A 25,290-nucleotide genomic window follows, 5' to 3' on the forward strand; every position below is an offset into this window, starting at 1 on the left:
CGGCGAACCCTCAGTCCTGCACGCGCTGCAGCGGCTGCAGGGCGCGGAAGCGGCGGCCGTACTCGTCGGTCAGCTGACGCGCCTCGAGCGGATTGCGCACGATGGTCGGGGTCAGCAGCACCACGACCTCGGTGCGTTCGGTACGCGAGCTCTGCGTCCCGAACAGGCCGCCAAGCACCGGGATCCGGCTCAGGCCCGGCAGGCCGCCGGACGTGCGCCCCACCTCGTCGCGGATCAGGCCGGCCAGCATCACCGTATCGCCCGCCTGTACCGCCGCCTCGGTCTTGAGCCGGCGCGTATCGATGCGCACGTTGCCCTGCGAATCGGCGGTGTTCTGCGGCTGTGGCGAACTCACTTCCTGCACGATGTCGAGGAAGACCATGCCGTCGCGGGTCACGCGCGGGCGCACCTTGAGGATGATGCCGGTCTCCAGGTACTGCACCTGCGTGTACTGGTTGTCGCCGAGGATCGGATTGACGCTGGTGCTGGCGACCGGAATGTTCGCGCCGACGTTGAACTCGGCGATCGCGTTGTTGCGCACGAACACCGACGGCGACTGCAGGATCTGCACGTCGGTCACCTGGTCGAGGGCACGGATCACCGCCGCGGCGTCGTTCTTGACCAGCGTCCAGGCGGCGCCCGGGCCGCGCACGCCGCCGATGCTCGCGCCCAGCGTGCTCCAGCGGTTCGGTCCACCGGCGGCCGGCGGCAGGAACGGGCCGAGGCCGTTGTCGGTCATGCCCTGCTCGATGTACCAGTTGACGCCGTACTCGAGCTCGCCGCTGAGCAGCACCTCGACCACCTGGGCCTCGATGTGCACCTGGGCCGGCATCACGTCCAGCCGTTCGACGACGTCGCGGATCGAACGCCAGGCCGCGGGCGTCGCGCGCACCAGCAGGGTGTTGGTTTCGTCGACGGCCGAAACGCCGACGCGGTCGCCCTCGACCTCGAGCGTGACGGTACCCGGGCCTTCTTCGACCTCGTTGAGCTGCATCTCGCCGCCACCGCCACCGCCGCCGCCCAGGCCACCGCGGCCGCCGCCCGGCATCCCGCCGCGGTTGTTGCTGCCCAGTCCGCCGCCGCTGTCGAGTCCGGACTGGTTGCCGTACTGGGTGTTGAGCCCGCCGCTGCGCATCGTGTTGCCGGTCAGGCCCGGCATCACCGAAGCGCCCCCCTGGACGCCACCGCCACCACTGCCCGGGCCACCGCCGAACACCTCCGCCAGGCGCTGCGCGAGTTCGCGCGCCTTCACGTACTTCAGCTCCAGCGAGAACAGGCGCGCCTCCTGGCCGGCGTTGTCGATGCGCTCCAGCCACTGCTGGATCTCGCCCAGGTAATCGGCCTGCGGCGTGATCACCAGTACCGCGTTCGCCCCTTCCAGCGGCATGAAGCGGAACATGCCCGAGACCGGCGATTCGCTGTCCTGGCCGAACACCTTCTCCAGATCCGCGACCACCTGGCTGGCCTTGCCCGACTGCAGCGGGAACACGCCCACCGACATGCCCGACAGCCAGTCGACATCGAAGATCTCGATCGTGCGCAGGTAGTTGTCGAGTTCGGAGCGGCTGCCCGAAACCGTGATGACGTTGCGCGCGTTGTCGGCCGACACGATCGCGTTCGGCCGCGCATAGGGCTCGAGCACCTTTTCCATCTCGGTCGCCGAGATGTAGCGCAGCGGCACGGTGCGCACCTCGAAACCACGCGCCGCGCCGGTGCCACCGGTACGCGGGGCCACGGTGCCGGTGGCGAGCGCGGTGTCGGCGGCGACGATGTTGTAGCGGCCGTCGCTGTAGATCATGCGGGCGTTGTTCCAGCCCAGCACCATCTCCAGCAGGCTCAGGGCCTGGGCCGGACTGACCGGCTGCGGCGTGGCGAGCGTCACCGTGCCCTGCACTTCCGGCGCGATCACGTAGTTCTGCCCGAGCATGTCGCCGAGGATCGCCTTGGCGACCGCGTGCACCGACTCGCCCTCGAAATTGAACGACGCCTGCCCGCTGGTCGCGCCGAGCGTCGGCGCGGCCGCGGAGGCCGCCCGCTGGTTGATCACCGTGCCACTGCCGCGGCGGATCTGCGGCTGCGGACGTTCCTCGTCGGCCAGCAGCGGCTGGGTGCGCGCGCCGGTCGTCGATGGGGTGTCGGCAGCGGCGCCGGCCTCCACGCCCTGGCGCATGTCGGCATCGCGGCGCATCGTCGCGGTCGGCACGCTCGCGCAGCCCGCGAGCAGCGCGATGCCGGTACCGATGGCGATGGCACGGAGATGGAAGGCTGGCGTCATGGAAGGCTTCATCGACAGGTCTACGGAGTCTGGACGGGGTTGGACTGCTGTTGCTGGCGCAAGCGCGCGCGCCGCTCCTCGATGCGGCGACGGATCGCCTCGACCTGCGCTTCCGAAGGGCCGGCGGCCGGCGCGCTCTCGGAGCTTGCAGCGCCGCTGGCCTCGACCTGCGGCGCTGCCTGGCGGCTGACCTGGGGCCGCGCCTGAGGCGTGCCTGGCTGCCGTGACCGCGCTGCCACGGCGGCCGCCTCGGCGGCGCGCTGCACGGCCGCGTTCGCCTCGTCCTGCAGCGCCGCCTGGCGCGCGACAGCCTGGGGGGCCCGCCCGACCGGCAGCGCTGTCGGCGCCATCGGGGTCGGCGGCTCGCCACCAATGCCGTCGAACACGCGCAGCTCCAGCGTGCGTGGCCCCTCGGGCGTGGTGAAGACCACGCTGCGGGCATCGACCGTCTCGAGCTGCCATGTGGACGCGGCCGGAGGCGCCTCGCCGATCTTCAGGCGCACCGGATCGCCGCCGTCGCCCGGCTGCAGGATCGCCATTGCGAAATCGGGCGTGCGAAGCACACTGGTCAGCACGTAATCGAAGCCGGCCCCCTCGCCCTCGCCTTCGTCCTGGGGATCGATGAAGAACGGGTGCGGCCGGCGGTCGCCGGAGAACAACGGCCGCGACGCGAACTCTCCGAACGCCGAAAGCGGCGGCGCTGGCGGCATGGGCGCCACCGCGGCAACCGGCGCCGCGAGCGCGCTGCCGTCGTCTTCGAGCGTGCCGATGCGGCTGCCGAGCCCGGCCAGCGACAGCGCCGCGAACACCAGCGCCCAGCCGCCGACCGCGGCAAGCAGCACGGTGCGCGCATTGCTGGCATCAATCCGCATCGGCGCCTCCGTTGGCGGGCGGCTGTGCCGGCGCCGCCGCGCCGCTGCCGGGCGTGGCGGCGGGCGCCGGCAGCAGGTAGCCCGACAGATCGAAACTGACGTCCACCCCGCCGCTGCTTGCCCCGGCGGTCAACGTGTGGCGCTGACTGAGGATGTTGAGGTTGTCGACGAACAGCCGCGGCGTACCGGTCTCGAGCGAATACAGCACGGCAGCCAGCTCCGGATTGCCGCAGCGCAGGCGCACCTGCACGGTCGCGCGCGGGTAGTGGTCGGTGCGCTGGCCGGCGATCGGCGAGCGGTTGCTGATCGCGCAGCTGCGGTTGCCCGGGCTGGCCTCGAGCACGGCCTGCTCCAGGCGCTGCACCAGCGCGGCAGTCGCCAGTTCCACGCCCGGCTGCGGCATGAAGCCGGGGGCGTCGTCCATGCTCGCGCGCAAGCGCTCGAGTTCGGCGCGCACCTGCGGCGCCTGTTCGAGTTCACGCCGGATGCGCAGCTCGCGTTCCTGCAGGGTGTCGATCCTGGACTGGATCTCGCGCATCGGCCGGGTCCACCAGGGGTGGATCAGCAACAGATACGCAAGGGCCAGGACACCGAGCAGCAGCCCCAGCGCCAGCCAGCGGTCGCGGGCCGACACGGGCCTACCGGTCATCGTCCGCACGCACGGGTTCCAGTGTCGGGCCCGCCGGCGCGGCGGGCGGCGCCACGAGTTCGGCGGTGAGGGTGAAGCGGTCCGAGCGCGTGCGCGGGTCGTTCTGCAGGGCCCCCGCCAATGCTGGCGCGCGCCACAGCGCCGATCCCGACAGCTGCCCGACCAGGGCCGAGGCCTCGGTGCTCAGGCCGATCAGCAGCACCCGGTCGCCCTCGATCGCGGCCTTCTCCAGCGACGTGCTGTCGGGCAGCCTGCGCGCGAGTTCGTCGAGCACCGCGACCGTCATCGGCCGCGCGGCGCGCTGCGCCTGCAGGAAGGCCATGCCCTCGCGCAGTTCGGTGAGCTGCTGGCGCTGCGCAGAGGCGGCGCGGGCGCGCACGGCTTCCGACGCGACGCGCGCTTCCAGGGCATCGGCCGCTGCGGCGCGGTTCTCGCGCATCTGCCACAGGCCGAATGCGGTCAACAGCACGGCGATGCCGGCGATCAGCCATTGCACGCGGGCCTGGGGATCGCCGCGCCGGCGCCTGCGCGCATCGTCGATCAGATTGACGCCCAGCGGCCCCGTGTCACTGGCGAGGTCGATGCCGGCGAGGGTCGGCGCGACCGGCCCGAGCGCGGCGAGCTGGGCATCGATCGCGGCGCGCGGCACCACCACGAGTTCCACGTCGATCTGGCCATCGCCGCGTCGTCCGAGCAGGCGATGGTCGTAGCGCACGTCGGCTGCAGCGAACGGCGTCTGCCGGTCGATCTCGAAGCCCAGCACCTCATGGAGCCGGTCGGCCGCCGCCTCGGGCAGGGTCATGCGACGCCGCAGGCCAACCGCGGCCGGCAGCAGCAGCCAGCGCGGCAGTTCGACCGTGCGCGGCGCGAGCACAGCCGCCAGCGGATCGGCCGCCCCGGTGTCGAGCGCGGCGCGCGGCAGGCTTGCGAGCTCCCGCACGCCTTCGCTGTCCTGCAGCTGCAGTGCCACGTCCGCGCCCCGACCGACCAGCAACAGGCGACGGCTGGCGAGCCCGAAGAGTTCGCGCACGCGCACCGGCAGCCACGCCGCGAGCGACGCCCCCCACCACGACCGGAAACCACGCAGCCGCGCCAACGTGCGGCCGTCGACGCGCCAGGCACGCCGGTCCGGCGCGGATTCGCCTGGGGTTGCGGGTGTAGCGGACATCATCGTGGCGACGCTCCTTCCTCCCAACGCAGCACGCTGTAGGCCGTGCCGGGTATGGCACCGCTGCCGCTCCTGACCACGGCCCGCAGCCGCGCGGTCCGTCCCTCCGGGAGCCGCGCCTGGCTCTGGATACTATACGTGCCGCTACCGCCGCCCAGCAGCGCGCCCACGAGCTGTGCGCCGACCGCGGCGCGGCCCGCCAGGATCGGATCGGCGTCGACCCCCATCGCCTGCAGCACCGGCGCGGCCGCGAACTGCGGGTCCGGCGTCGGCAGGCGGCTGTGGATCGTCAGATAGGGGGCGATCGCCTCGAACAGGGCGGGGGTCATGCCGAGCACCTGCTCGACCTCGGCCACGCTTTCGAAGGGGGCGTTCTTGGCTCCGTAGGGTCGGCCGGCACTGCGGTAGTCCGCCGCCTCGGCGCCGCCGGTGACCTGCACCAGATCGTCGCCGTCCCGCCAGTCGACGATTGCGCCGCTCACCTGCTGTGCGACATCCGGCTCGGCGCCGGTCGCCTGCAGCAGCGCGGTGATCAGGCTGGCATCGGCGGCATTGAGATCGACCTTGCCGGTCTCGTCGACGATCCACAGCGTCACGTCCACGTCGTGGAAGCGCCAGGTATAGGGGCGCCCGTCGGGCTGCCACTGCAGCGCCGGGTCGTCCGCCGCCAGGCGCGTCAGTGCGTACTCCAGGCCGGCGCGTGCGGCCTGGTCGGCGGCGAGCCCGCGACTGAGCACGCGGCCCTGCTGCTGTTCGATACGGGCGGTCAGGGCGAATGCGCCCACCAGCGCCGCCAACAGCGTGATCAGCCACAGCACCAGCAGCAACGCCGCGCCCCGCTGGACATGCCGCCGCGCATTCATGGCTGCAGTTCCGCGCCCGGCTGGCCGGTGCCCTGCGGCAGGGTCACCACCAGCACCGGCCACGCACCGTCGCGCTCGGTTTCGATCGAGACCTCCACCTGCAGCGGCAACGCCGACGGCCCCCAGCGCTCGTTCCACGCCCCCAGCGCGCCGGTTTCGTCGAAACCGCGGTAGCGCAGCCGCAGGCTGGTCAGGTCATCCACCAGGGTTTCGGGGGGACGCGGGTCTTCCGGTTCGATCGTGCGGCCGGTCATCACCATGCCGAACGCCACCGTCAGCCGCTGTGCCCGGCCGGAATCGTCGACCGCGATGTCGTGCAGGTGCGGGCCGCCCTGACCGAGATAGTCCGGCAGATCCGCAACCCAACGCAGGCGCTGCGGCTCGCCGATGAACTGTGCGATCTCGCCGGTGCCTTCGTCGGTCTGGAACGCGATCTGCTGCGCGGACGCGATGCGCCGGCGCAGGAAGCCGGCGACCGCGCGCATGCGTTCGCTGCGCTGCGACAACGCTTCGCCACGATCGACCGTCGCCGTCGCCGCACGCAAGGTGGTCAGGGCCAGGGCGAGGCCGGCGGCCAGCAGCACCGTGGCCAGCAGCACCTCGATGAGGGTGAAACCGCGTGCCTGCCTCATGGCGCCAGCACCGCCAAAGCGCCGGGTTCATGCAGGCGCAGCGTATGCACCTGCAGGCGCTCGCGGGGGCTGCCCTCTCCCCAGTGGACGTCCAGCGCCAGTTCGAAGAGTTGCCGGCCGGAAGGATCCGGCACGGCGGCGGGCAGTTCCGGATCGACGAAGGGCGTGATCGCCAGGGACCAGCGGTAGCGCCCGTCCTCGAACTCGCCAGTGCTGCGGCCGGCCACGATCGGCACGTCGATGCCGACTCCGTCGAGCAAGGAGCGCGCATGCAGCGCCGCTCGGCCGGAATCGGCCGCCCAGCGCACCTGGCGCGTCCCGTTCGACAGCGTGCCCAGCAGCAGCATCAGCGCAATGCCGAGTACGGCGAACGCGACGATGACCTCGATCAGCGTGTAACCGCGCTGGCCACGCATGCTCATTCGTTGGCGTTCCCGCGCGAGAGCCTGACTTCGCCCGTCAGCCAGGCGACATCGACCTGCCAGGCCGCATCGCGCAGCAGCACGCGCACGCGCCCGCCGGTGGCTGCTCCATCGGCGAAGAACACGATCACGCCTTCGTCGGCGCTGGCCTGGAGTTCACGCGCGCCGGTGAACTCGACCTCGAGCGATTCGGGAATGCTGCCGTGCCGGCCATTGGGCGCCTGCCAGCTGCGCGCCTGTGGATTGAGGACGAACCGTTGCGGCTCGCCGGTCGCGATCGCGTGCGCACGGGTGTAGCGCAGTTGCGCGGCAATGGTCTTGCTCGTGGACTGCAGGGCGACACGATCGAACCCGCCACTCATCGCCGCCGCAGCCAGCACACCGGTGACGGCGATCAGGCCGACCACGAGGAGCACTTCCAGCAGCGAAAAACCGCGGATCCTGGCGATGCGGTGCGACATCTGGCGCGGCGATCTTCCGGAGCGGGACAGCTCCGGAATCTAGCATCAACGGCGCCGCACTTCCGCGCCGCCACCGGGGTTTTCCAGGCCCTGATTACTCGTATCGGATGTCGGCGTTCACGCTGTCGCCGCCCGGCTTGCGGTCGGCGCCGAAGCTGACGATCTCGAAGGGCTGGCTGTTGCCCGGCACGCTGTACTCGTAGGGCGTATTCCACGGATCGCGCAGCTCGGCGTCCTTGGCATAGGGTCCCAGCCATCCGCTGGCGCCGCCGGGCTGGGTCACCAGGTCGTTGAGCGCGTCCGGCAGTGTGCCGGTGTCCATTTCGTACTGGTGCACCTTCTCCGCCAGCGTCTGCACCTGCGCCTTGGCCAGATTGACGCGCGCGCGGTCACCGCCGCCGAGGATCCGGGTCGCCGCGAACGCGACGATGCCGCCGATCAACACGACGACGAGGATGATCTCGATCAGGCTGAAACCGCCTTGCGCCATGCGCGGGCTGCCGGGAGAACGCGAGCGGAGCATGGTCTGCATGGGGACGCCTCTTCGGGGGAATGCCCCCGATTGTATGCGTCCTAAACGCACCGGTCGGTCAGTTGCTGGCCAGCAACTGCTTCGCGCGACGCTGCGCTTCTTCGTAACCGTCCCGGGACAGGCGGTCGCGGACATAGCCCCTGACGTCGAGACCCTGCCGGCAATGCTGCGGCATGCACATCCGGTAGACCATCAGCGAGCCGGGGCCGCAACCGCCGAAACGCTCGCACCTGGCCAGAAGTACTGCATGGCCCCAGGCATCGCGCAGGGCTTCGTCGTCCATCCCGAGTGGCCTGTCGATCACCTTGGCGGGATCGAAAAAGGTGGCCTCGAGCAGCAGGATCTGAAGCGCTTCGAAGACTGCGGGACTGCGTGTTTCAGCGCTTGTCCTCTCGGCCGCCAGGCGCAGCACGTGGCGATCTTCATGGTCCATCTGTTCATCCGCTTCCAGCAGCGCGGAGATCAGCTGTGCGTCCGCATCACCGGCCTCGACCCGACGCTGCATCTCCACACGCTCGGCCTCGCGCCGGTCGAGCGGCTTCTCCGGTGGACAGAAGCGCGCCTGGAACGCGCGCAGCTCCGCGAGCGAAAGCGTCAGGCGGGATCCTCGCGGTACGCGCCATGGAACTTCTCCAGGGCGATCGTGTCGAGAACGCAGACGTCGGTGGCGGACGCACCCAGCAGGAGGACGCCGAACGGAGCACCGGCCTCCTGGGCGGCGTGCTGCAGCTGCTCGTAACGGCTCGCCCGCCAAAGCGCGGCCTCGCTCCGCGCCACGCGCGAGCCGGACGGATCACTGCCTGCCGTCGACGCCGGCTGCGGTTGGGCGTCCGCGTCGCCTGCAGCCCCGTCGGTGACCGCAGGCTGGCAGGCAACCAGCGCCAGCAAGATCAAGCCCGCGCCGAGACAGTTCATTGCCGGTTTCCACATGCGGCCTTCCCCGTCCAGACCCGTCCGCCCGCTCAGCCGATGACACTGGTCAGGTCGTAGATCGGCACCAGCACCGCGAGGATCACAACCATCACCACCAGCGCGAGCAGCATGGTGATCGCGGGTACCAGGGCGGCGAGCATGCGATCGAGCGAGGTACCGGTCTGCTGGTCGAAGGTGTCGGCCGTGCGCAGCAGCATCGCATCGAGCGCGCCGGATTCCTCGCCGACCTGGATCATCTGGATCGCCAGCCGCGGAAACCGCTTGCTGCGGCCGAGCGCGGCCGACAGGCCCACGCCATTCTTGACCTCCGCCTCCGCCGCCTCGACATCCGCCGCCAGCGCGAGATTGCCCAGCACCTTGCGGCCGATACCCAGCGCCGCGATCAGCGGCACGCCGTTGCGAAGCAGGGTGCCGAGGGTGCGCGCGAGCCGCGCGGTCTCGATACGCGCGACCAGCGGCCCGAAGATCCGCCGCTGCAGCAGCCAGGCATCGAAGCGCAGGCGGAAGCGCGCATCGCGCAGTTTCAGCGTGAAGGCATAGACCGCGAGTGCCGGCACGATGAGCAGCGCGATCCACCAGTCGCGGACGAACTCGCCCACGCCCAGTACCACCATCGTGAAGCCCGGCAGCTCCGCATCGAGGCTGTCGTACATCGCCGCGAACTGCGGCACCACGTAGCCGAGCAGGAACATCAGCGACGCACCGACCATGACGATCAGGATCGCCGGATAGATCAGCGCGTTGACCACGCGCCCGCGCAGCGCACGCGCCCGCTCCAGGTAGTCGGCCAGGCGTTGCAGTGTGTCCTCGAGGCTGCCACCAGCCTCGCCGGCGCGGACCATGTTCACGTAAAGCCGCGAGAACGTACCGTGCTGGCGTTCCAGCGCCGCCGACAGCGAAACACCGCCGCGCACGGCGTCGCGCAGCTCGGTGATCGTGCGCTTGGCTTCGGGTTCCTCGGGCAGGTCCAGCAGGATCGTCAAAGCGCGGTCAAGTGGCTGCCCGGCATTGAGCAGCGTGGCCAGCTGCTGGGTGAACTGCACCAGCCGCTGGCCTGCGAACGGCTTCGGCTTGAACAGCGCCCTCCAGTCTTCGACTGCGCGCGCTTCGCTGGCCGGCCGCGCTTCGATCGGCAGATGCCCCTGTTCCTGCAGCCGCAAGGCCACGTCGGCTTCGCTGGCGGCATCCATGGTGCCGTCGAGCGTCTCGCCGCGCGTGTTGAGGGCCTTGTAGCGGTAGAGGGGCATGGTCCGGTCTCCTACGGCGTGCCGATCGCCGCGCTGTGGGGATCGGTGGAAAACATCATCCGCATTTCGGTGCGGCCGTCAGGCCAGGTGAATGGCGATTCCACGAAGACCGGGAGCGGCATGGGCGACGCCTTGCGCTCTTGTCTGCTCCAGCGCTGGTAGGCAGCCTGCGCATCGGGCCCGGACAGCGGAATCGTCGCCAGGCACAGGCTGCGGCCGCAGCCGAAGTCGGCGAACTCCAGGCCATGGCGGCCGAGCGTTGTGGTGAGCCAATCGCCGAAAAGCAGGTGTAGATCCCGCGCGTCCGGATCGCTCAGACCGTCATTCTCGAAATCCCGCGCGAGCTTCGCCCAGGCCGGCCCGTCCTGGAAAACCCCCATCGCCTCCGCGCGCAGCCTGCCATTGCGCAGGAATCGCGATTCGGCGGGTGCGGATGCCTGCGATGCATCAGCAGGTCGCGCAAACGGCTCGGCGCGCTCGGAAGCACTCCCCGGGCTGCGTTCGCTTGAATCCCCGGGGACAGCGAGCAGGTCGGTGGACGGCAAATGCCTGACAACCACGGTGCCTTCGGGTGCCGTTGGCTGCGTCGGCGCTTCACCCCGGGCGTGAACCGGATTTGGCGCTGCGACATCCGGTCGGCTGTCGACGGCTGCGGGATCCTCGCCCGCCTCGCGCTCCTGTGGCGCGCCATGGTCGCCACAGCCCACGAGCATCGCCGCGACCAGTCCCCAAAAAGCTGCGTGTCTCATCACCGCCTCCATGACATTCCCCCGATAGGTGCGCACACTCACGCGTCTTCCGTCACGCGCAGTACTTCCTCGATCGTCGTCTCGCCGGCCAGTGCCTTGAGGATGCCGTCCTCGTACATGGTGCGCATGCCCGATTCGCGGGCAAGCTGCTCGAGTTCGCCCATGCCGGCGTGACGCATGACCGCGCGACGCAGGGCATCGTTCATGACCAGGAATTCGACGATCGTCGTGCGGCCCAGATAGCCGGTGGGCGCGACAGCGGACGGCCCGGGCCGATACAGCATGATCTCGCCGTCGGGCTGGAAGCGGCGCAGCTCGAAGCGTTCGATCTCCTCCGGGGACGCCGCATAGCGCACCGCATGGGTCGGCTCGAGCCTGCGCACCAGGCGCTGGGCGAGGATGCCGTTGATGGTCGAGGTCAGCAGGTAGTCCTCGACCCCCATGTCGAGCATGCGGGTGATGCCGCCGGCGGCGTTGTTGGTGTGCAGCGTGCTGAGCACCAGATGGCCGGTGAGCGCCGACTGGATCGCGATGCGCGCGGTTTCCAGATCGCGCATCTCGCCGATCATGATGATATCCGGATCCTGGCGGACGATCGAGCGCAGCGCGTGGGCGAAGTCGAGCCCGATCGACGGCTTGGCCTGGATCTGGTTGATGCCTTCGATCTGGTACTCGACCGGATCCTCGACGGTGATGATCTTCACGTCCGGCGTATTGAGTTGCGACAGCGCGGTGTAGAGCGTCGTGGTCTTGCCCGAACCGGTGGGCCCGGTGACCAGCAGGATGCCGTGGGGCTGGTCGAGCACCTTGTTGAACTGCGGCAGGAACTCGTCGGTGAAGCCGAGCCGGTAGAAATCGAAGACCACGGTCTCGCGGTCGAGCAGGCGCATCACCACGCTCTCGCCATGGGCGGTGGGCATGGTGCTCACGCGCAGGTCCAGCTCCTTGCCCTGCACGCGCAGCATGATGCGGCCGTCCTGCGGCAGGCGGCGCTCGGCGATGTTGAGCCGCGCCATGATCTTGATGCGGCTGATCACTGCGGCGGTCAGGTTCACCGGCGGGCTCTCGCCGTCGATCAGCACGCCGTCGACGCGGTAGCGCACCTTCAGCCGGCTTTCGAAGGGCTCGATGTGGATGTCGGAAGCGCGCAGTTCCACCGCGCGCTGGATCAGCAGGTTCACCAGGCGGATCACCGGCGCTTCGGACGCGAGATCACGCAGGTGTTCGACATCGTCGACATCGCCGCCGCCCTCGCCATCTGCCGACTCGACGATCGTGCCCATGGCGCTGCGGCCCTGGCCGTACCAGCGCTCGATCAGGTCGTCGATTTCCGAACGCAGCCCGACCGCCGGCGCGATCTCGCAACCGGTCGCCAGGCGCACCGCGTCGAGCGCATAGCCGTCCTGCGGATCGGACATCCACACCTGCAGCCGGCCACGGCTTTCGCCGATCGGCAGCAGATGGAACTGGCGCAGGAAACGCACCGACAGCGGCTGTGCGCCCTCGACGAGTTCGGGCGGATCTTCGGGCACCGATTTCGCCGCGAGCAGGGGCAATCCGAGTTCGGCGGCGCAGGCTTCGGCGTGGTCGCGTTCGGACACCAGACCCAGACGCCCCAGCAGGCCGAGCAGGCTGCCGCCGGCCTCGGCGTGCAGGCGCTGCGCCCGGCCCAGGTCGACATCCTTGAGCCGGCCGTTGTCCCGCAGGCGCGCGACGATGCGTGCTTCGGGTGTGTCGGGCGTCGCCGGAGATTCCTCGAACACCGCGTTCACGGCTGGGCCACCCATTGAATGTCGGATGGCCGGACTTTAGCAGTTCAGGACAGGCCGACCGCGCACGCCGATTGCCGGCGCCGTCGCTGCGCGAATGCGTTGCCGCAGCCCATCACTTCAGCGAGGAGGCGAGCCGCCAACGGGGGACGTGGCATCGCCGCCGTGCCTGAGATCCGCAGGCGGTGGATCCTCCTGGCGCATCTCCAGCGGGCTCGGCTTGCGGTCGCGACTGCTGGGCGCAGGCACGTAGTAGCCGACACGTTCGAAGAACCGGCGATAGAAGCCCGTGTCCTGCACGGTGCTGCTGGCGGTGCGCACCAGCGAGTCTTCGCGGCTGCCGATCGGCAAGGACAGCGAGCCGATGCCGCCGACGCCGACGCTGGCCGAGTTCGAGCTCTTGCGCAGCACGTATCGGTCGAGCAGCGCACTGACGAACAGCAGCGATCCATCGTTGCCCCGCGGCACGCAGGACACGCGGACCGACAGCTGCGTATGCACCTCGTCTTCGGGCTGGAAGTTCTTGGTCGCCTCGACCGCATCGTCATTCGCCTTGCCGACCGCGTACCCCTGACCGAGCAGGGCGAGACGCGCCGCGCTGCAGACCTGCGCCGGCGGCAGCGCATAGGTACGCGAATAGGTCTCGTCGGCGTCGAAGGATTCGCCCATGAACGGCGCGTCCTCGCGCGCATTGCGGCCGCAGGCGGCCAGCACGCAGATGGCGAGGATTGTGGCGGTCAGGCGTAGCAGGGACGGGGCGCGCATCACCGGTTCGTTCGCTGGAGCGGGGAGCGCATGATAGCGACGGCGCCGGCCCGGGCAGGTGACAGGTCCTGCGCATTCATCCCGCAGACGGAACCGGCCTCGGGGCCAGGCCTTCAGTGTGTGGTCGGCGCGGGCGGTGCTGGCTCGTTGCGCGTGCGCCGCTCGGCTTCCAGCCAGTCGAGGTGCTCCACCAGGGTGCGGCCTTGTGCCTGCGCTTCGGCGGCCGCGGCCGCGTCCAGCACCTTGGAGACCGAGAGCGAAGTCGCGATGCCCTGCGCCTTTCGTGATGCAGCGATGTGCCGCAGCATCGCGATGAGCATCGCGGCGCTCGGCGTATTCGCCACCGTTTCGCCGCGGAGCACCAACGTCCACTCGCCCTGGTGGAAGGTGCCGCCGGCGAGCACGCGGTCGTCCACACTCTTGAGCTGTGCATGGACCTGCACGGCAGGCGCGGCGCCATCCTGGCGGCGCGGGGCATTGCGACGCCGCGCGTCGCGGCGGGACTTGGACGAAATGGACATCGGACGACGGTGTTCGCAGGACTGGCGCGACAGTATCCCAGATGACGGCCGCCCGCCCGTGGCGGTGTCGCGGCTGCCAGCGGCCGCGTGCGTGCGAAAAAGCCGCAGGAGCGCCCGGCGCGCCGCCGTATGCCCAACAGGCCTGAAGGGCGCCGGACTGCCGTATGGACAGGCGATCCGGCCCGGGCCTCGCGATTAGTCGCGCGCGACTGCGCGATCGGCCGCTGCCTCGCCCCTGCTGGAACGATCAGGCCGCGCCGGAGCCCACATGCACGAGGCCGGCGGATGCAGCACCCCGCCGGCCTCGTGCACAGTGGGTGGAACCCGCTCCGCGTCACCGCGGAGCGGGCGTTGGCTCAAAGCGGCGGCAGGGTGAAACGTGCCTGCAGCGTGACGTTCGAATACGCGCGAACACCGCTCAGCTTGATGTAATACACGCCCGCAACGGGCGCATTGATGCGGATCGTCTCCGAATTGCCCGGGCGCGTGGAGTTCCAGGTGCCGCTGGCGCCAGGCGCCTCGTCCAGGCTGACGTGCAGCGAGACATCGCCGCTGCCACCTGTCGTGGTGATGCTCAGCGGACCGGTGACACCGGTCGGAACCTCGATGCTGTAGAGCGTCTCGCTGCCCGCCGCGCCGGAGAGCGCGCGCACCGGCGTTCCGTTGACGATCGGGGTGGCGGGCGGCGCGCAATCGACTTCACACGGCGGCTCGATCGCCTTGAGCACGGCAGCGCCGGCGTTGACGACACCCGGCCCGATCTGGCGATTGGCGACCGGCGTCACTGCGAACGGGGTCGCGGTCTGACGCAGGATCGCCAGCGCTTCGGCGGTGTCGAGCAGCGGCAGGTCGGCTTCCAGGCGAGCGCTCTGCATCAGCGCGATGATGCCTGCCACGTGCGGGGAGGCCTGCGATGTCCCGGCCGAACCACCGATGGGCACGCCAGTGATCTGCGCGAGGGGCGTGGGCGTGGTGGTGCTGGGATTGCGCGCCTGCCACACGAAACCGTCGTCGATCGGGCTGCCGGTGCTGCCGTCGTTCGGATAGACACCACCGCCCGGCGCCGAGATGTCGATGCCGTCGCCGTAGTTCGAGTAGTAGGCGCGGCGGCTGGTCACGCCGTTGGATGCGACCGTCACCACGCCCGGGCAGTTCGCCGGCGAGAAGTTGCTGACATCGGCGTTGCTGTTGCCGGCCGCGACGACGACGATCGCACCGAGCTCGTTCGCCCGGGCGACCGCTGCAGCTTCCACCGACGAACACGGGCCGCTGCCGCCGAGGCTCAGGTTGATGACCTGCGCGGGATTCGCATTGAGCGGCACGCCCGCCACCTCACCGCCGGCCGCCCAGATGATGGCGTCACTGATGTCCGATTCCATGCCCCCGCAATGGCCGAGCACGCGCACCGGCAGGTGCTTGGCACCGTAGGCGACGCCGGTCACGCCGACCCCGTTGTCGGTGCGCTGCGCACCGGCGGTACCGGCAACGTGCGTGCCGTGCCAAGAGCTGTTGCGCTGCTGGCAGCTGCCCGCGCCTGGATAGCCGATCGTCCAGTCGCCAAGGTCCCAACCGCCCGGCACCCGTTCATCGGTCGCGCGGCCGGAGACGAAGGCGTCGCTGATGAAGTCGTAGCCCGCATCGGCCATCGAGGTGTCGATGTCCGGATGCGCGGTGATGCCGGTATCGAGCACGGCGACGGTGATGCCGTTGCCGTCTGACAGGTCCCAGCCGGCGGGGGCGTCGATACCACCGCGGTTTGGCCCGCCGTCGAAGGTGTCGCTGCCGTCAGGCGCAAGCATGTGCCATTGCCAATCGATGTTCGGATCGTTGGGCGTGTAGGCCGGCTGCACCGGCGCCACGGCGATCTGGCGCAGGCGGTCGAGGCTCACGGATTTGACGTTCGGATCGCTGGCGATCTGCCGCATCAGCGTCGCGGCTTCCGCGCGGTCGACTCCGCGCGACAGGCGCACGACCTCGTGGCCGGTCGCGAGCCTGCGCACGTACGTGGCCCTGGTCGCGCGCTTGGCAGTGGAGAGGCCCGCGCGGGTCAGCGCGGTATCGACGCTGGCGAGGACGGCGTCCCGGCTGGTGCGGGTGCCGTCCTTGTACTCGACGATGAAGCGCGTGAACGGCAACTGCGCTTCGGTTGTCGTCACCTGCGGCGCCTCGAGGCCGGACTTGCGTGCCTGCCCCGCCGCTTGCGCGGTACCGACCGCGAGTACAGCAGTGACCGCAACGGCCAGCGTGCACGGAATGATGCCCTTCTTCATTTGTAGCCTCTCTTGACTGAAGTGATGGATCCAGATGTCGCAAGTCCGCGCTGCGCCATGCAGGCCGCGTCCTATGCGTTCCGTACGGGATGACCCGAACGCAACGCACCTCCGCTGTTGCCGCGACCGACAATCGCCGGGCGCGGCGCATTGCCTACCAGCCGAAACCGGCACCCACGCCGATCGACTTCTCATCGCCACTGAACGCACCACCCACGGTCATCGTTGCCCGGTCGCTGATCGCCCGCTGGTAGCCGACCGACAATGCGCTCTCGCCCCCCTGGAACCCGACGCCGACGCCGACCCGGTTCTGGGTGCGGATACCGGCGGCACTGGTCGCCATGTTGAGCATCGCCGCGCCCATCGCGCCCTGGCGGTCGATGCGGCGATCCGTGTCGTAGAAACGCCGCTCCACGTCGCCCTTGAAGGTGTCGAAGCTGTCGTTGAACGCGGCGAAGCGCTGATCGGTATAGGCGTTCGCACTGGAAACCGCCTGGGTGGCGGTACTGTCCGCATAGGCACGCACATCCGCGGAGATCGCGTCTGCAGGAGCCGCGGCCGCGCCGCCCGCAATCGGAGTTCCGGCACTGTCCACCGCCACCGGGGCGGAGACCGATGCGGGTGTCGGCACACCGGACACCCGGCTGCTTCCCGCCGTGTCCGCAGTCGCATCCGTTCCCTGCGCAGCCGGTTCCTCCGCAACCGTCGCAACCGCACTGCCGTCGCCGCTATCCGCGTGCACGGACTCGACCGATGTGCCGGCGATCTCGCCGCGTGACGCCCTGTCCTCCGCCGCGGTTGTGGTCACCCCGCCACGCGCCTCTCCCGCTTCGGCCTGGACATCGGGAGCGGCAGCGACCTCGTCGGTGTTGGCGACATCCGTGCCGGTGGGCGTCGCCACCGGCGTGGCCGGGGCGGACGTAACGCTCGCGGCCGCTCCGGTGCGTGCATCCTTGGATGCGACCGCACCATCACCGCGGTTCGCACTCGTCCGCATCGCCGTGTCGATATCGCCTACCTGCTGCTTGAGCCCACTGATTTCCGCGTCGAGTGCTCCGAACGCATCGCCCACCGAGAAGTAGTTGCCACCCTGGATCGCAAAGGTCGGCGCCGAGATCGTGCCGAATGCGGTCACGGCAGCGCCGCCGCCCAGCGCATCGGCGGTCGTCTGCAGCGCCCCGTGGAGCTGCCCGCCCGTGATCGCGTCGGTGCTGCTCGCGCTGACGGTGCCGCGCGCGAGGTTGGTCAGGCGCGTGCCGTCTTCGCCCGCGAGCGTGACGCGGGAGCGGGTCTCGTCGTCATAGGTGACGGCGCTCGCGGCCACATTCTCGACATCTCCAATGCGGTCTTCGACGCCGTCGACGCGGACGTTCGTTTGATTGAGCTGACTGCCGGTCACGGCGTCCGTACTGCCTTCGGCCACGACACCATCGGCGACATTGGTGATCTGGCGTTCGGCGCCAACGGTACCCACCGAAACGCTGTTCTCGCGATCCGCCAGAGCGCCCTGGCCGAGGGCGACACTGCCATTCGCACTGGCTACGGCATCCGAACCCAGGGCGACGCTGTCACTCCCCTCCGCGGTGGAGAAGTTGCCCAATGCAGTGCTGTTGTAGCCGGTGGCCCATGCAGCACCACCAATCGCCGTGGAGAAATCGCCGCTGGCTTCTGTGGGGAAGAGGTTGAACAGACCCGCGCCGCCGCCGACCGCCACGCTGTTCTGTCCGCTTGCGATCGAATAGGAGCCGATCGCGGTCGAGTCGGCCGCCGTCGCCGCGGAGGCATAGCCCATGGCGGTCGATTGGTCGCCCAGCGCCGACGCGACCGCGCCGAATGCCGCGGAAAGATCGCCGACAGCGGATGCGCCCACGCCGACCGCAGAGCCGGCAAACCCCGAGGCCTCGGCACTGGCACCGATCGCCGTACCAGCCACGCCTGCGCTCGTTGCGGATGTCTCGATGGCATTGCCACTGCCATCGACCAGCAGCGGCTCGCCATCCTCGTCCACTGCTGTACCGCCGATGGCCACGCTTGCTGCGCCATCGGCCTGCGCGCCGGCACCCAACGCCGCACTGTTCTGGCCGAACGCCACCGAGTTCATGCCGACAGCGGTGCTGTTGTCGCCCTGCGCAAGCGAGCCGCTGCCGAACGCCGATGCGCCATCGCCGATCGCATTGCTCGCATCGCCAGCGGCTGTTGCGTTGATGCCCTCCGCGAAGGCACCTACGTCGTCCGCGCGATCTTCGTTGTTGCCTGTCGCAGCGAAGTACTTGTTGTACTGCGTGGCGCCTTCCAGCTGGTCGAGATTCACCGCGTCGGTGCCCTGCGTACCGGCAGCCACGTTGGTGATCTGGCGCTCGCTGCCGGCTGCGCCGACCGAGACCGTATCGACGCGGTCAGCCTCCGAACCTGCGCCCAGCGCGACGCTGTTGTTCGCCGAGGCATCGGCCAGGAAACCGATCGCGGTTGCGTCTTCGCCCGAGGCCGAGCTGCCGCTGCCGATCGCCGACGCGCCATCGGCGGTGGCGTAGGCCAGTGTGCCGACCGAGGTCGCCTGCACGCCGGTCGCTTCTGCCAGGGTGCCGACCGCCGTCGCGCCAATCTCGGTTGCCAGGGCGCCGTGGCCGAGTGCAGTCGATGCGACGCCGCTGGCCTCGGTTGTCTGCAGGAGCAGACCCGGCCAGCCGATCAGCAGGTCGCCGTAATCGGCGATGCCGCCGACCGCCAGACCGTAGTCACCGCTGGCAACGCTGCCATAGCCCACGGCGGTGGCGAACCCGCCGGTCGCCTCCGCAAACGCGCCCAGGGCGCTCGAGCCGTCCGTCAGCGCCGAGCTGCTGTAGCCCAGTGCCGTCGACTGCTGGCCTTCGGCCGAAGCGGCGGCGCCGCTCGCGGTGCTGAACGCACCAACCGCCTGCGCACCGGCGCCCAACGCCGAGGCGCCCGGGCCGATCGCCGTCGTGGTCTGGTCGAGCAGCACCTCGCCCGTGTCCGGATCCTCGTAATACAGCCAGCCGCCCACTGCGGTGCTCGAGTCGCCTTCGGCCACGGCGTTGTAGCCGGACGCCGTCGCGTACTGCCCCCAGGCGCTCGCCCCGCTGCCGAAGGCCGACGAGCCGACGCCCATCGCGCTGGTCGTCGAACCGACCGCGGTCGAGTAGTCCGCCTCGGCGATCGCGTTGGACCCCGATGCGGTCGCGTCCTGACCGTCGGCATAGGCTTCGCCATCGCCGGTCGCGCGGAAGTACCTGCTGTTCGCAGTGGCGTCTTCCAGCTGCCCCAGGTTCACCGCATCCGTCGCTTCCGTGCCGGCGGCGACATTGGTGATCTGGCGCTCGTTGTCCTCGGCGCCCACAGACACGCTGTTGGCGCGGTCGGCTTCGGAATATGCGCCCAGTGCGACGCTGTTGTCCGCGGATGCATACGCGTTGAAGCCCACTGCCGTGGAATCTTCGCCGTCCGCCCACGACAGCGTGCCCACTGCCGTCGTGAAGTCGGCCGTCGCGCCCGACCCTGCGCCGAGCGCGGTTGCACCCAGACCGGTCGCTTCCGCCGAGAAGCCATCGACGATGCCGCCCAGCGCAGTGCTCGCCTCGGCCGACGCGATGCTGCCCTGGCCTACTGCCGTGCTGCCGATCCCCGCAGCGGTGCTGTCGGAACCTACCGCGACGCTGTCCTCGCCCGAGGCCGTGCTCGCATTGCCGAACGCCGAGCTGTTGAAGCCCGTGGCCGCCGAGCCGCCACCGACCGCCGTCGCATAGGCCGCAGAAGCGTCGGCGCGGAAGCCGAACGCGGCCGAGTCGTTACCACTGGCGATGCTCTCGGCGCCGACTGCGGTGGAGGTTTCACCGGAGGCTTCGGCAAAGAAGCCAACCGCCGTCGACTCGATCCCCGAGGCCTCGGCAAGCGCACCGGACGCCAGGCTGCCGTCGCCACTGGCGACCGCAGCTGCACCGGTGGCGGTCGAGAGTTCGCCGTTCGCCAGGCTCTCCGCGCCGAGGGCTACGGCGTACTCGCCGTTGGCCTCTGCCGTCGCGCCGATCGCGATCGCGTTGGCCGCCGAGGCGGTCGCGTTGAAGCCGATCGCCGTCGCCTGTTCGCCGAATGCAAAGGCGCCGCTGCCGAGGGCGGATGCCCCGTCGCCAATGGCATTGCTGGCATCACCAGCCGCGGTCGCGTTCGCGCCTTCCGCCCATGCGCCCACATCATCCGCGGGATCTTCGTTGTTGCCGGTCGCAGCGAAGTACTTGTTGTACTGCGTGGCGCCTTCCAGCTGGTCGAGATTTACCGCGTCGGTGCCCTGCGTACCGGCAGCCACGTTGGTGATCTGGCGTTCGCTGCCGGCTGCGCCGACCGAGACTGTGTCTTCGCGGTCCGCGATCGAATTGGTGCCCAGGGCCACGCTGTTGTTCGCTTCGGCCAGAGAATTGACGCCCAGCGCGGCGCTGTCTGCGCCTATCGCGGTGCTGTAGAAGCCCACCGCCAGAGCGCGATTGCCGTATGCCCACGCCTGGGCGCCCAATGCCGTCGACGTTTCCGCCTGTGCGTATGCGAAATACCCCAACGCAGTCGCACCAACGCCATCCGCTTGGGCAAGAGCGCCCACTGCGCTGCCGTAATTGCTCCACGCACCCGAACCGGCACCGAACGCGACCGAAGCCGTCCCGGCTGCTTCTGCATTGACGAGGAAGCCCAATCCGGGCACCAGATCGCCCATGCCGCCGACCGCGGTGCTTCCAGCGCCACTGGCAGTTGCGCCCCAGCCGACCGACGTCGAGTACTGGTTGGACGCATCCGCGCCGTAACCCAGAGCGGTCGAGCCGAGGCCACTGGCGGCACTGAAACTGCCGTTCGCGGTGCTGTAATCGCCGACCGCATTGCTGGCATAGCCGGTTGCAGTAGCCTGAAGTCCTTCCGCGGTCGCCGCGGCGCCGCTCGCGGTGCTGAACGCACCAACCGCCTGCGCACCGGCGCCCAACGCCGAGGCGCCCGGGCCGATCGCCGTCGTGGTCTGGTCGAGCAGCACCTCGCCCGTGTCCGGATCTTCGTAATACAGCCAGCCGCCCACTGCGGTGCTCGAGTCGCCTTCGGCCACGGCGTTGTAGCCGGACGCCGTCGCGTACTGCCCCCAGGCGCTTGCCCCGCTGCCGACGGCCGACGAGCCGACGCCCATCGCGCTGGTCGTCGAACCGACCGCGGTCGAGTAGTCCGCCTCGGCGATCGCGTTGGACCCCGATGCGGTCGCGTCCTGACCGTCGGCATAGGCTTCGCCATCGCCGGTCGCGCGGAAGTATTTGCTGTTGGCAGTGGCGTCTTCCAGCTGCCCCAGGTTCACCGCATCCGTCGCTTCCGTGCCGGCGGCGACATTGGTGATCTGGCGCTCGTTATCTTCGGAGCCCACTGACACGGTGTTGTCGCGGTCGGCCTCCGAACCCTGCCCCAGGGCAACGCTCCCCTCCGCGCTCGCCGTCGCGTCCGAGCCCAGCGCCAGGCTGTTGTCGCCGGCCGCGGTGGAGAAATTGCCGACAGCCGTGGTGTTGAAGCCCGATGCCCAGGCCGCGCCGCCAATTGCCGTCGAGTAGTTGCCACTCGCCTCGGTCGGGAACAGATTGAAGAAGCCGGCGCCACCGCCCACCGCAACGCTGTTGATGCCGCTGGCCACCGAGTACGAGCCGATCGCCGTCGAATCCGCGCTGGTTGCGGCCGCCGCGTAGCCCATTGCAGTCGACGCGTCGCCTGCAGCCGTCGCGACCGCACCAAAGGCGGAAGACACCTCGCCCGCGGCCGATGCGCCCACGCCATAAGCCGAGCCTGCGAAGCCGCTGGCGCTTGCGCTCGCGCCGACGGCCGTGCCCGCCACGCCGGCACTGGTCGCGGCGACTTCGACCGGCAGGCCGTCCGCATCGAGGAGCAGCGGCTCGCCATTCTCGTCAACGGCCGTCCCGCCGACCGCCACGCTGGCCGCACCCGACGCGCTCGCGCCCGCGCCGAAGGCGGCGCTGTTCTGGCCTGCCGCGGTGGCGTTGAAGCCGACTGCCGTCGCCTGATCGCCCAATGCAAACGCGCCGCTGCCGAAGGCCGAAGCGCCGTCGGCGCCGGCATAGGCACTCTCGCCTGCGGCAGTGGCGTACTCGCCATCGGCCGCTGCCGCGTTGTCGTTGTCCGCGCCGCCGGTCGCGGTGAAGTACTTGCTGGTGCTTTCCGCGACTTCGGCCACGGCATCGAGCTGGGCCCGGTTCACCGCGTCGGTGGCATTGATGCCCGGCGCGAGATTGGTGATGCGGCGCGTCGCAGGGAAGCCGCTCGCGCCAGTGCCGTTGCCGATCGATACCACGCCTTCTTCGGTCGCACGCGCCCCCGCACCGAGCGCGACACTGTTCACGCCGTTTGCCCATGCGCTCAGACCGAGCGCTGTCGCGTTCTGCCCGTAGGCGAACGAATCGCGGCCCATCGCGGTCGTGCCGACGGCCGTCGCCCAGGCGAACTGGCCGACTGCAGTGGCGTTGGCACCGGTGGCCCGGCTCGAGCCGCCGACCGCGGTGCCGTTGGTCCCCGTCGCCTGCGAAGAGCCGCCAACCGCCACGCCGCTGGCGACGCTTGCGTTTGCGCTGCTGCCGACGGCCACGGCGCTGGTGCCGCTGGCGCTCGCGCCGACGCCGACCGCGGTGGCATTGGCAGCGGAAGCGTTCGTGCCATAGCCAAGCGCAGTCGAGAAGTTGGCCGTGGCCTCCGAGAAGCCGCCCGCGGCGGTGGCATAGTCCGCGCCGGCGGTGCTGCTGTAACCGGTAGCCGTGGACTGCCCCCCTTCGGCGGTGGCACCAGCGCCGGTTGCGGTGGAGAACGCACCCGAGGCCTCGGCGCCCGCGCCGAATGCGGAGGCCCCGACATTGGAGGCGGCAGTGTTCCGGTCGAGCAGGACCTCGCCAGTGGATGGATCCGTGTAGTAGAGCGTGCCTCCGACAGCCGTCGCGGAATCAGCGCTCGCAGAAGCGCCGTAGCCGGACGCGCTCGCGTACTGGCCATCGGCCTGCGCGCCCGATCCGAATGCGGAGGCGCCCTGGCCGTAGGCGCTGCTGCCCGAGCCGACCGACGTGGCGTAGTCGCCGTCGGCGAGCGCGTCGGAACCCACCGCCGTCGCCTCCTCACCGGCAGCAAAGGCCTGGCCGTCACCGGTCGCCTGTACATAGGCCAGTTGCGCGGTCGCGCTTTCGAGCTGGCCGAGATTCACCGCGTCCGTCGTCTCAGTGCCATCGGCGACATTGGTGATCTGCCGTTCGTTGCCTGCCGAGCCGACCGAGACGCTGTCGCTGCGGTCGGCAACCGAATACGCGCCCAGCGCAACTGCGCGCGAGCCCGACGCCTCGGCATACAGGCCGAGCGCCACGCTGTCGTCTCCCGACGCGACGGCGACGGTCCCGACCGCCGTGCTGAAATCGCCGGAAGCCTGGCTGTCCGCGCCGACGGCCAGGCCCAGAATGCCCGCCGCACTGCTCGCATTTCCGACTGCGGTGCTGTTGAAGCCGGCGCTCGAAGCGCCAGCGCCGACTGCGGTCGAGAATTCGCCCTCGGCTTGCGCCTGCAGGCCGAACGCGGCGGACTGCGCGCCCGCTGCCACGCTCTCGGCGCCCACTGCAGTCGCGCCTTCGCCGGAGGCATCGGCGATGTAGCCGATGGCCGACGCTTCGGTCCCGGAGGCCTGCGCGCCCGCGCCCGAGGCGGTGGCGCCCGGCCCGCTTGCGCTGGCACCCGCACCTGTCGCGGTGGCCTGGTCGGCCAGGGCGCTGCTGCCGTAACCGATCGCGGTGGCCTCCAAGCCGCTCGCCACCGCGCCGCTGCCCAGCGCGCTGGCACCCTGCTCGAACGCCGAGGCGTTCGAACCCACCGCCGTCGTGAAGTCCCCTTCCGCAAAAGCTCCGGCGCCGGCCGCCACCGCTTCATCGCCTTCGACGATCGCATCGTCATCGCCGGTGGCCTGGAAGTGGCGGGTGGATACCGCGACCGCATCGTCAACCTGGCCCACCGTGGCCGCGTCGCTGTCGGCGATGCCGTCGGCGACGTTGACCAGACGACGCGTCGCAGGCGTCCCCGCAGCGCCGGTGCCAACACCGTCGCCGAACGAAACCGTATCCGCTTCGGTCGCGACCGACCCGTGGCCGATCGCAACCGCGTCGGTTGCCCCTGCGCGCACCGTAGCTGCCCGACCCACGGCGGTTCCACCGTCTGCGAGCGCCTGCGCGGTGAAGCCCACCGCAGTCGATTGCGCGCGCGATGCCTGCGCGTTGGACCCCAGCGCGGTGGCGCCGGTGGCGCCCGCCGTTGCGCCCGCACCGATGGCCGAGGCATTCGCGGCGGACGCGCGCGCGTTCGCACCGGAAGCGGTCGCGCTGTTGGCGGTCGCGCGCGCGTTGGCACCGGTTGCGGTGGAGTTGGGGCCCGTCGCCTGGGCGGCATAGCCCAGGGCGGTCGCTTGGGCACCGCTCGCGACCGCCTGCGCGCCGAACGCTGTGGCGTTGGTACCGGATGCGTTTGCGCTTCCGGTAATTGCGCACTGGGTGACCACGAGACGGCCACCGGTGACCACCGCACACGAGCCCGCGCCCCCGACCGCCGTGGACTGCGCCCAGAGGGGAAGACCAGCTCCCGACAGGACCAGGAGCATGGCAGCCGAGAGCACAGCGGGACCGCGGCGGCCCACCACACGCGACGCGCTTCCGGTCGTCGAATCTCCAGTGGCAAGTTCCGATGCCACCACGAGCTGCCTGAGCGCGTGGCTCCAAACCTTCCGATAGATCCGGTTCATTCGATCCTCTCCAAGTCGCTGATCTGATAGGTAAAAAAAAGCCACGACCTTGCGCAGGCCGTGGGCTGGATTCCTACATCGCGTGGGCGGGGGCCGCCGGAGCGGCAATTGGGGCGGCACCGGGGACCGCGTTCGTGGTCTTGCTCAAGTTGAACCGCCCCCAAACGCCGGATTTCCGTCGATACTTGCGCCGCGTTATGTGCCCGTCAAGGACAAAACCTGACAATTTCCACCGATCAACGACTTAAACGGCTCATGACTGCCGCATGCGCCCATTTACGTGACCTGCGTCACATATTTATGTTTGATCACGAAAAAAGCCCCGGCGATTGCGCGCTGGGGCTGTTTTTAAAGGCCATAAA

At 69.9% G+C, this 25,290-nt stretch carries 18 protein-coding genes; all 18 read right to left on the reverse strand.

Translation table 11 applies throughout. The annotated features are described in order from the left end of the window. Positions 1–10 precede the first annotated feature (10 nt). Complete coding sequence (gene gspD, locus EGK76_RS12365) at positions 11–2,287, reverse strand: type II secretion system secretin GspD (protein ID WP_233580294.1); 2,277 nt, start codon at positions 2,285–2,287, stop codon at positions 11–13. An 8-nt stretch (positions 2,288–2,295) separates the two neighbouring features. Next, on the reverse strand, positions 2,296–3,147 hold the full coding sequence (locus tag EGK76_RS12370; protein WP_096297226.1) for a hypothetical protein: 852 nt from the start codon (positions 3,145–3,147) through the stop codon (positions 2,296–2,298). Beyond that, positions 3,137–3,796, reverse strand: coding sequence for a type II secretion system protein GspM (gene gspM, locus EGK76_RS12375; protein ID WP_123832810.1), 660 nt, complete (start codon positions 3,794–3,796; stop codon positions 3,137–3,139). Before gspM ends, EGK76_RS12370 begins: the two co-directional genes overlap by 11 nt. After that, positions 3,786–4,964, reverse strand: coding sequence for a PilN domain-containing protein (locus EGK76_RS12380; RefSeq protein WP_123832880.1), 1,179 nt, complete (start codon positions 4,962–4,964; stop codon positions 3,786–3,788). The genes gspM and EGK76_RS12380 overlap by 11 nt, the downstream gene beginning before the upstream one ends. Continuing rightward, complete coding sequence (locus tag EGK76_RS12385; protein ID WP_123832811.1) at positions 4,964–5,827, reverse strand: type II secretion system protein GspK; 864 nt, start codon at positions 5,825–5,827, stop codon at positions 4,964–4,966. The genes EGK76_RS12380 and EGK76_RS12385 overlap by 1 nt, the downstream gene beginning before the upstream one ends. After that, positions 5,824–6,459, reverse strand: coding sequence for a prepilin-type N-terminal cleavage/methylation domain-containing protein (locus EGK76_RS12390; protein WP_123832812.1), 636 nt, complete (start codon positions 6,457–6,459; stop codon positions 5,824–5,826). Before EGK76_RS12390 ends, EGK76_RS12385 begins: the two co-directional genes overlap by 4 nt. Beyond that, complete coding sequence (locus EGK76_RS12395) at positions 6,456–6,875, reverse strand: prepilin-type N-terminal cleavage/methylation domain-containing protein (RefSeq protein ID WP_096297222.1); 420 nt, start codon at positions 6,873–6,875, stop codon at positions 6,456–6,458. The genes EGK76_RS12390 and EGK76_RS12395 overlap by 4 nt, the downstream gene beginning before the upstream one ends. A 2-nt stretch (positions 6,876–6,877) precedes the next feature. Then, positions 6,878–7,342, reverse strand: a complete 465-nt coding sequence (locus tag EGK76_RS12400) for a GspH/FimT family pseudopilin (RefSeq protein WP_096297221.1) — start codon at positions 7,340–7,342, stop codon at positions 6,878–6,880. 94 nt (positions 7,343–7,436) lie between these two features. Continuing rightward, entirely contained in the window at positions 7,437–7,865 is a 429-nt protein-coding gene (gene gspG / locus EGK76_RS12405) for a type II secretion system major pseudopilin GspG (protein WP_096300315.1), read from the reverse strand. A 67-nt stretch (positions 7,866–7,932) separates the two neighbouring features. Further along, positions 7,933–8,379 carry a hypothetical protein gene (locus EGK76_RS12410; RefSeq protein WP_123832813.1) on the reverse strand — a complete coding sequence of 149 codons (447 nt, stop codon included), beginning with the start codon at positions 8,377–8,379 and terminating at the stop codon, positions 7,933–7,935. A gap of 89 nt (positions 8,380–8,468) precedes the next feature. Then, on the reverse strand, positions 8,469–8,789 hold the full coding sequence (locus EGK76_RS12415) for a hypothetical protein (RefSeq protein ID WP_123832814.1): 321 nt from the start codon (positions 8,787–8,789) through the stop codon (positions 8,469–8,471). Between the two features lie 47 nt (positions 8,790–8,836). Next, the gene (locus tag EGK76_RS12420; RefSeq protein ID WP_123832815.1) at positions 8,837–10,054 is read right to left on the reverse strand and encodes a type II secretion system F family protein; all 1,218 of its coding nucleotides are present in this window, start codon (positions 10,052–10,054) and stop codon (positions 8,837–8,839) included. Positions 10,055–10,065: 11 nt separating this feature from the next. Then, positions 10,066–10,845 carry a hypothetical protein gene (locus tag EGK76_RS12425; RefSeq protein ID WP_123832816.1) on the reverse strand — a complete coding sequence of 260 codons (780 nt, stop codon included), beginning with the start codon at positions 10,843–10,845 and terminating at the stop codon, positions 10,066–10,068. Further along, positions 10,842–12,575 carry a type II secretion system ATPase GspE gene (gspE, locus tag EGK76_RS12430; protein ID WP_233580295.1) on the reverse strand — a complete coding sequence of 578 codons (1,734 nt, stop codon included), beginning with the start codon at positions 12,573–12,575 and terminating at the stop codon, positions 10,842–10,844. Before gspE ends, EGK76_RS12425 begins: the two co-directional genes overlap by 4 nt. 117 nt (positions 12,576–12,692) lie before the next feature. Next, a complete protein-coding gene (locus EGK76_RS12435; RefSeq protein WP_233580296.1) occupies positions 12,693–13,337 on the reverse strand; it encodes a DUF2242 domain-containing protein in 645 nt (214 codons plus the stop codon). A 113-nt stretch (positions 13,338–13,450) separates the two neighbouring features. Then, positions 13,451–13,858: a hypothetical protein gene (locus tag EGK76_RS12440; protein WP_123832818.1), complete on the reverse strand. Its 408-nt coding sequence runs from the start codon at positions 13,856–13,858 to the stop codon at positions 13,451–13,453. A 356-nt stretch (positions 13,859–14,214) separates the two neighbouring features. Next, positions 14,215–16,128 carry a S8 family peptidase gene (locus EGK76_RS12445; protein WP_158613497.1) on the reverse strand — a complete coding sequence of 638 codons (1,914 nt, stop codon included), beginning with the start codon at positions 16,126–16,128 and terminating at the stop codon, positions 14,215–14,217. A 154-nt stretch (positions 16,129–16,282) separates the two neighbouring features. Next, on the reverse strand, positions 16,283–24,787 hold the full coding sequence (locus EGK76_RS12450; protein WP_233580297.1) for a cell surface protein: 8,505 nt from the start codon (positions 24,785–24,787) through the stop codon (positions 16,283–16,285). Positions 24,788–25,290 lie beyond the last annotated feature (503 nt).

This window comes from Luteimonas sp. 100069 (assembly GCF_003813845.1).
Taxonomy (GTDB): Bacteria; Pseudomonadota; Gammaproteobacteria; order Xanthomonadales; family Xanthomonadaceae; genus Luteimonas; species Luteimonas chenhongjianii.

Excerpts from the sequence above, each read along its gene's own strand:
- EGK76_RS12420 (WP_123832815.1), bottom strand. The coding sequence starts at position 10,054 with ATGCCCCTCTACCGCTACAAGGCCCTCAACACGCGCGGCGAGACGCTC.
- EGK76_RS12380 (WP_123832880.1), bottom strand. The coding sequence starts at position 4,964 with ATGTCCGCTACACCCGCAACCCCAGGCGAATCCGCGCCGGACCGGCGT.
- EGK76_RS12445 (WP_158613497.1), bottom strand. The coding sequence starts at position 16,128 with ATGAAGAAGGGCATCATTCCGTGCACGCTGGCCGTTGCGGTCACTGCT.
- EGK76_RS12415 (WP_123832814.1), bottom strand. The coding sequence starts at position 8,789 with ATGAACTGTCTCGGCGCGGGCTTGATCTTGCTGGCGCTGGTTGCCTGC.
- gspM (WP_123832810.1), bottom strand. The coding sequence starts at position 3,796 with ATGACCGGTAGGCCCGTGTCGGCCCGCGACCGCTGGCTGGCGCTGGGG.
- EGK76_RS12450 (WP_233580297.1), bottom strand. The coding sequence starts at position 24,787 with ATGCTCCTGGTCCTGTCGGGAGCTGGTCTTCCCCTCTGGGCGCAGTCC.
- gspG (WP_096300315.1), bottom strand. The coding sequence starts at position 7,865 with ATGCTCCGCTCGCGTTCTCCCGGCAGCCCGCGCATGGCGCAAGGCGGT.
- EGK76_RS12390 (WP_123832812.1), bottom strand. The coding sequence starts at position 6,459 with ATGAGGCAGGCACGCGGTTTCACCCTCATCGAGGTGCTGCTGGCCACG.
- EGK76_RS12435 (WP_233580296.1), bottom strand. The coding sequence starts at position 13,337 with ATGCGCGCCCCGTCCCTGCTACGCCTGACCGCCACAATCCTCGCCATC.
- EGK76_RS12370 (WP_096297226.1), bottom strand. The coding sequence starts at position 3,147 with ATGCGGATTGATGCCAGCAATGCGCGCACCGTGCTGCTTGCCGCGGTC.
- EGK76_RS12400 (WP_096297221.1), bottom strand. The coding sequence starts at position 7,342 with ATGTCGCACCGCATCGCCAGGATCCGCGGTTTTTCGCTGCTGGAAGTG.
- EGK76_RS12385 (WP_123832811.1), bottom strand. The coding sequence starts at position 5,827 with ATGAATGCGCGGCGGCATGTCCAGCGGGGCGCGGCGTTGCTGCTGGTG.
- EGK76_RS12440 (WP_123832818.1), bottom strand. The coding sequence starts at position 13,858 with ATGTCCATTTCGTCCAAGTCCCGCCGCGACGCGCGGCGTCGCAATGCC.
- gspD (WP_233580294.1), bottom strand. The coding sequence starts at position 2,287 with ATGAAGCCTTCCATGACGCCAGCCTTCCATCTCCGTGCCATCGCCATC.
- EGK76_RS12395 (WP_096297222.1), bottom strand. The coding sequence starts at position 6,875 with ATGCGTGGCCAGCGCGGTTACACGCTGATCGAGGTCATCGTCGCGTTC.
- EGK76_RS12410 (WP_123832813.1), bottom strand. The coding sequence starts at position 8,379 with ATGCAGCGTCGGGTCGAGGCCGGTGATGCGGACGCACAGCTGATCTCC.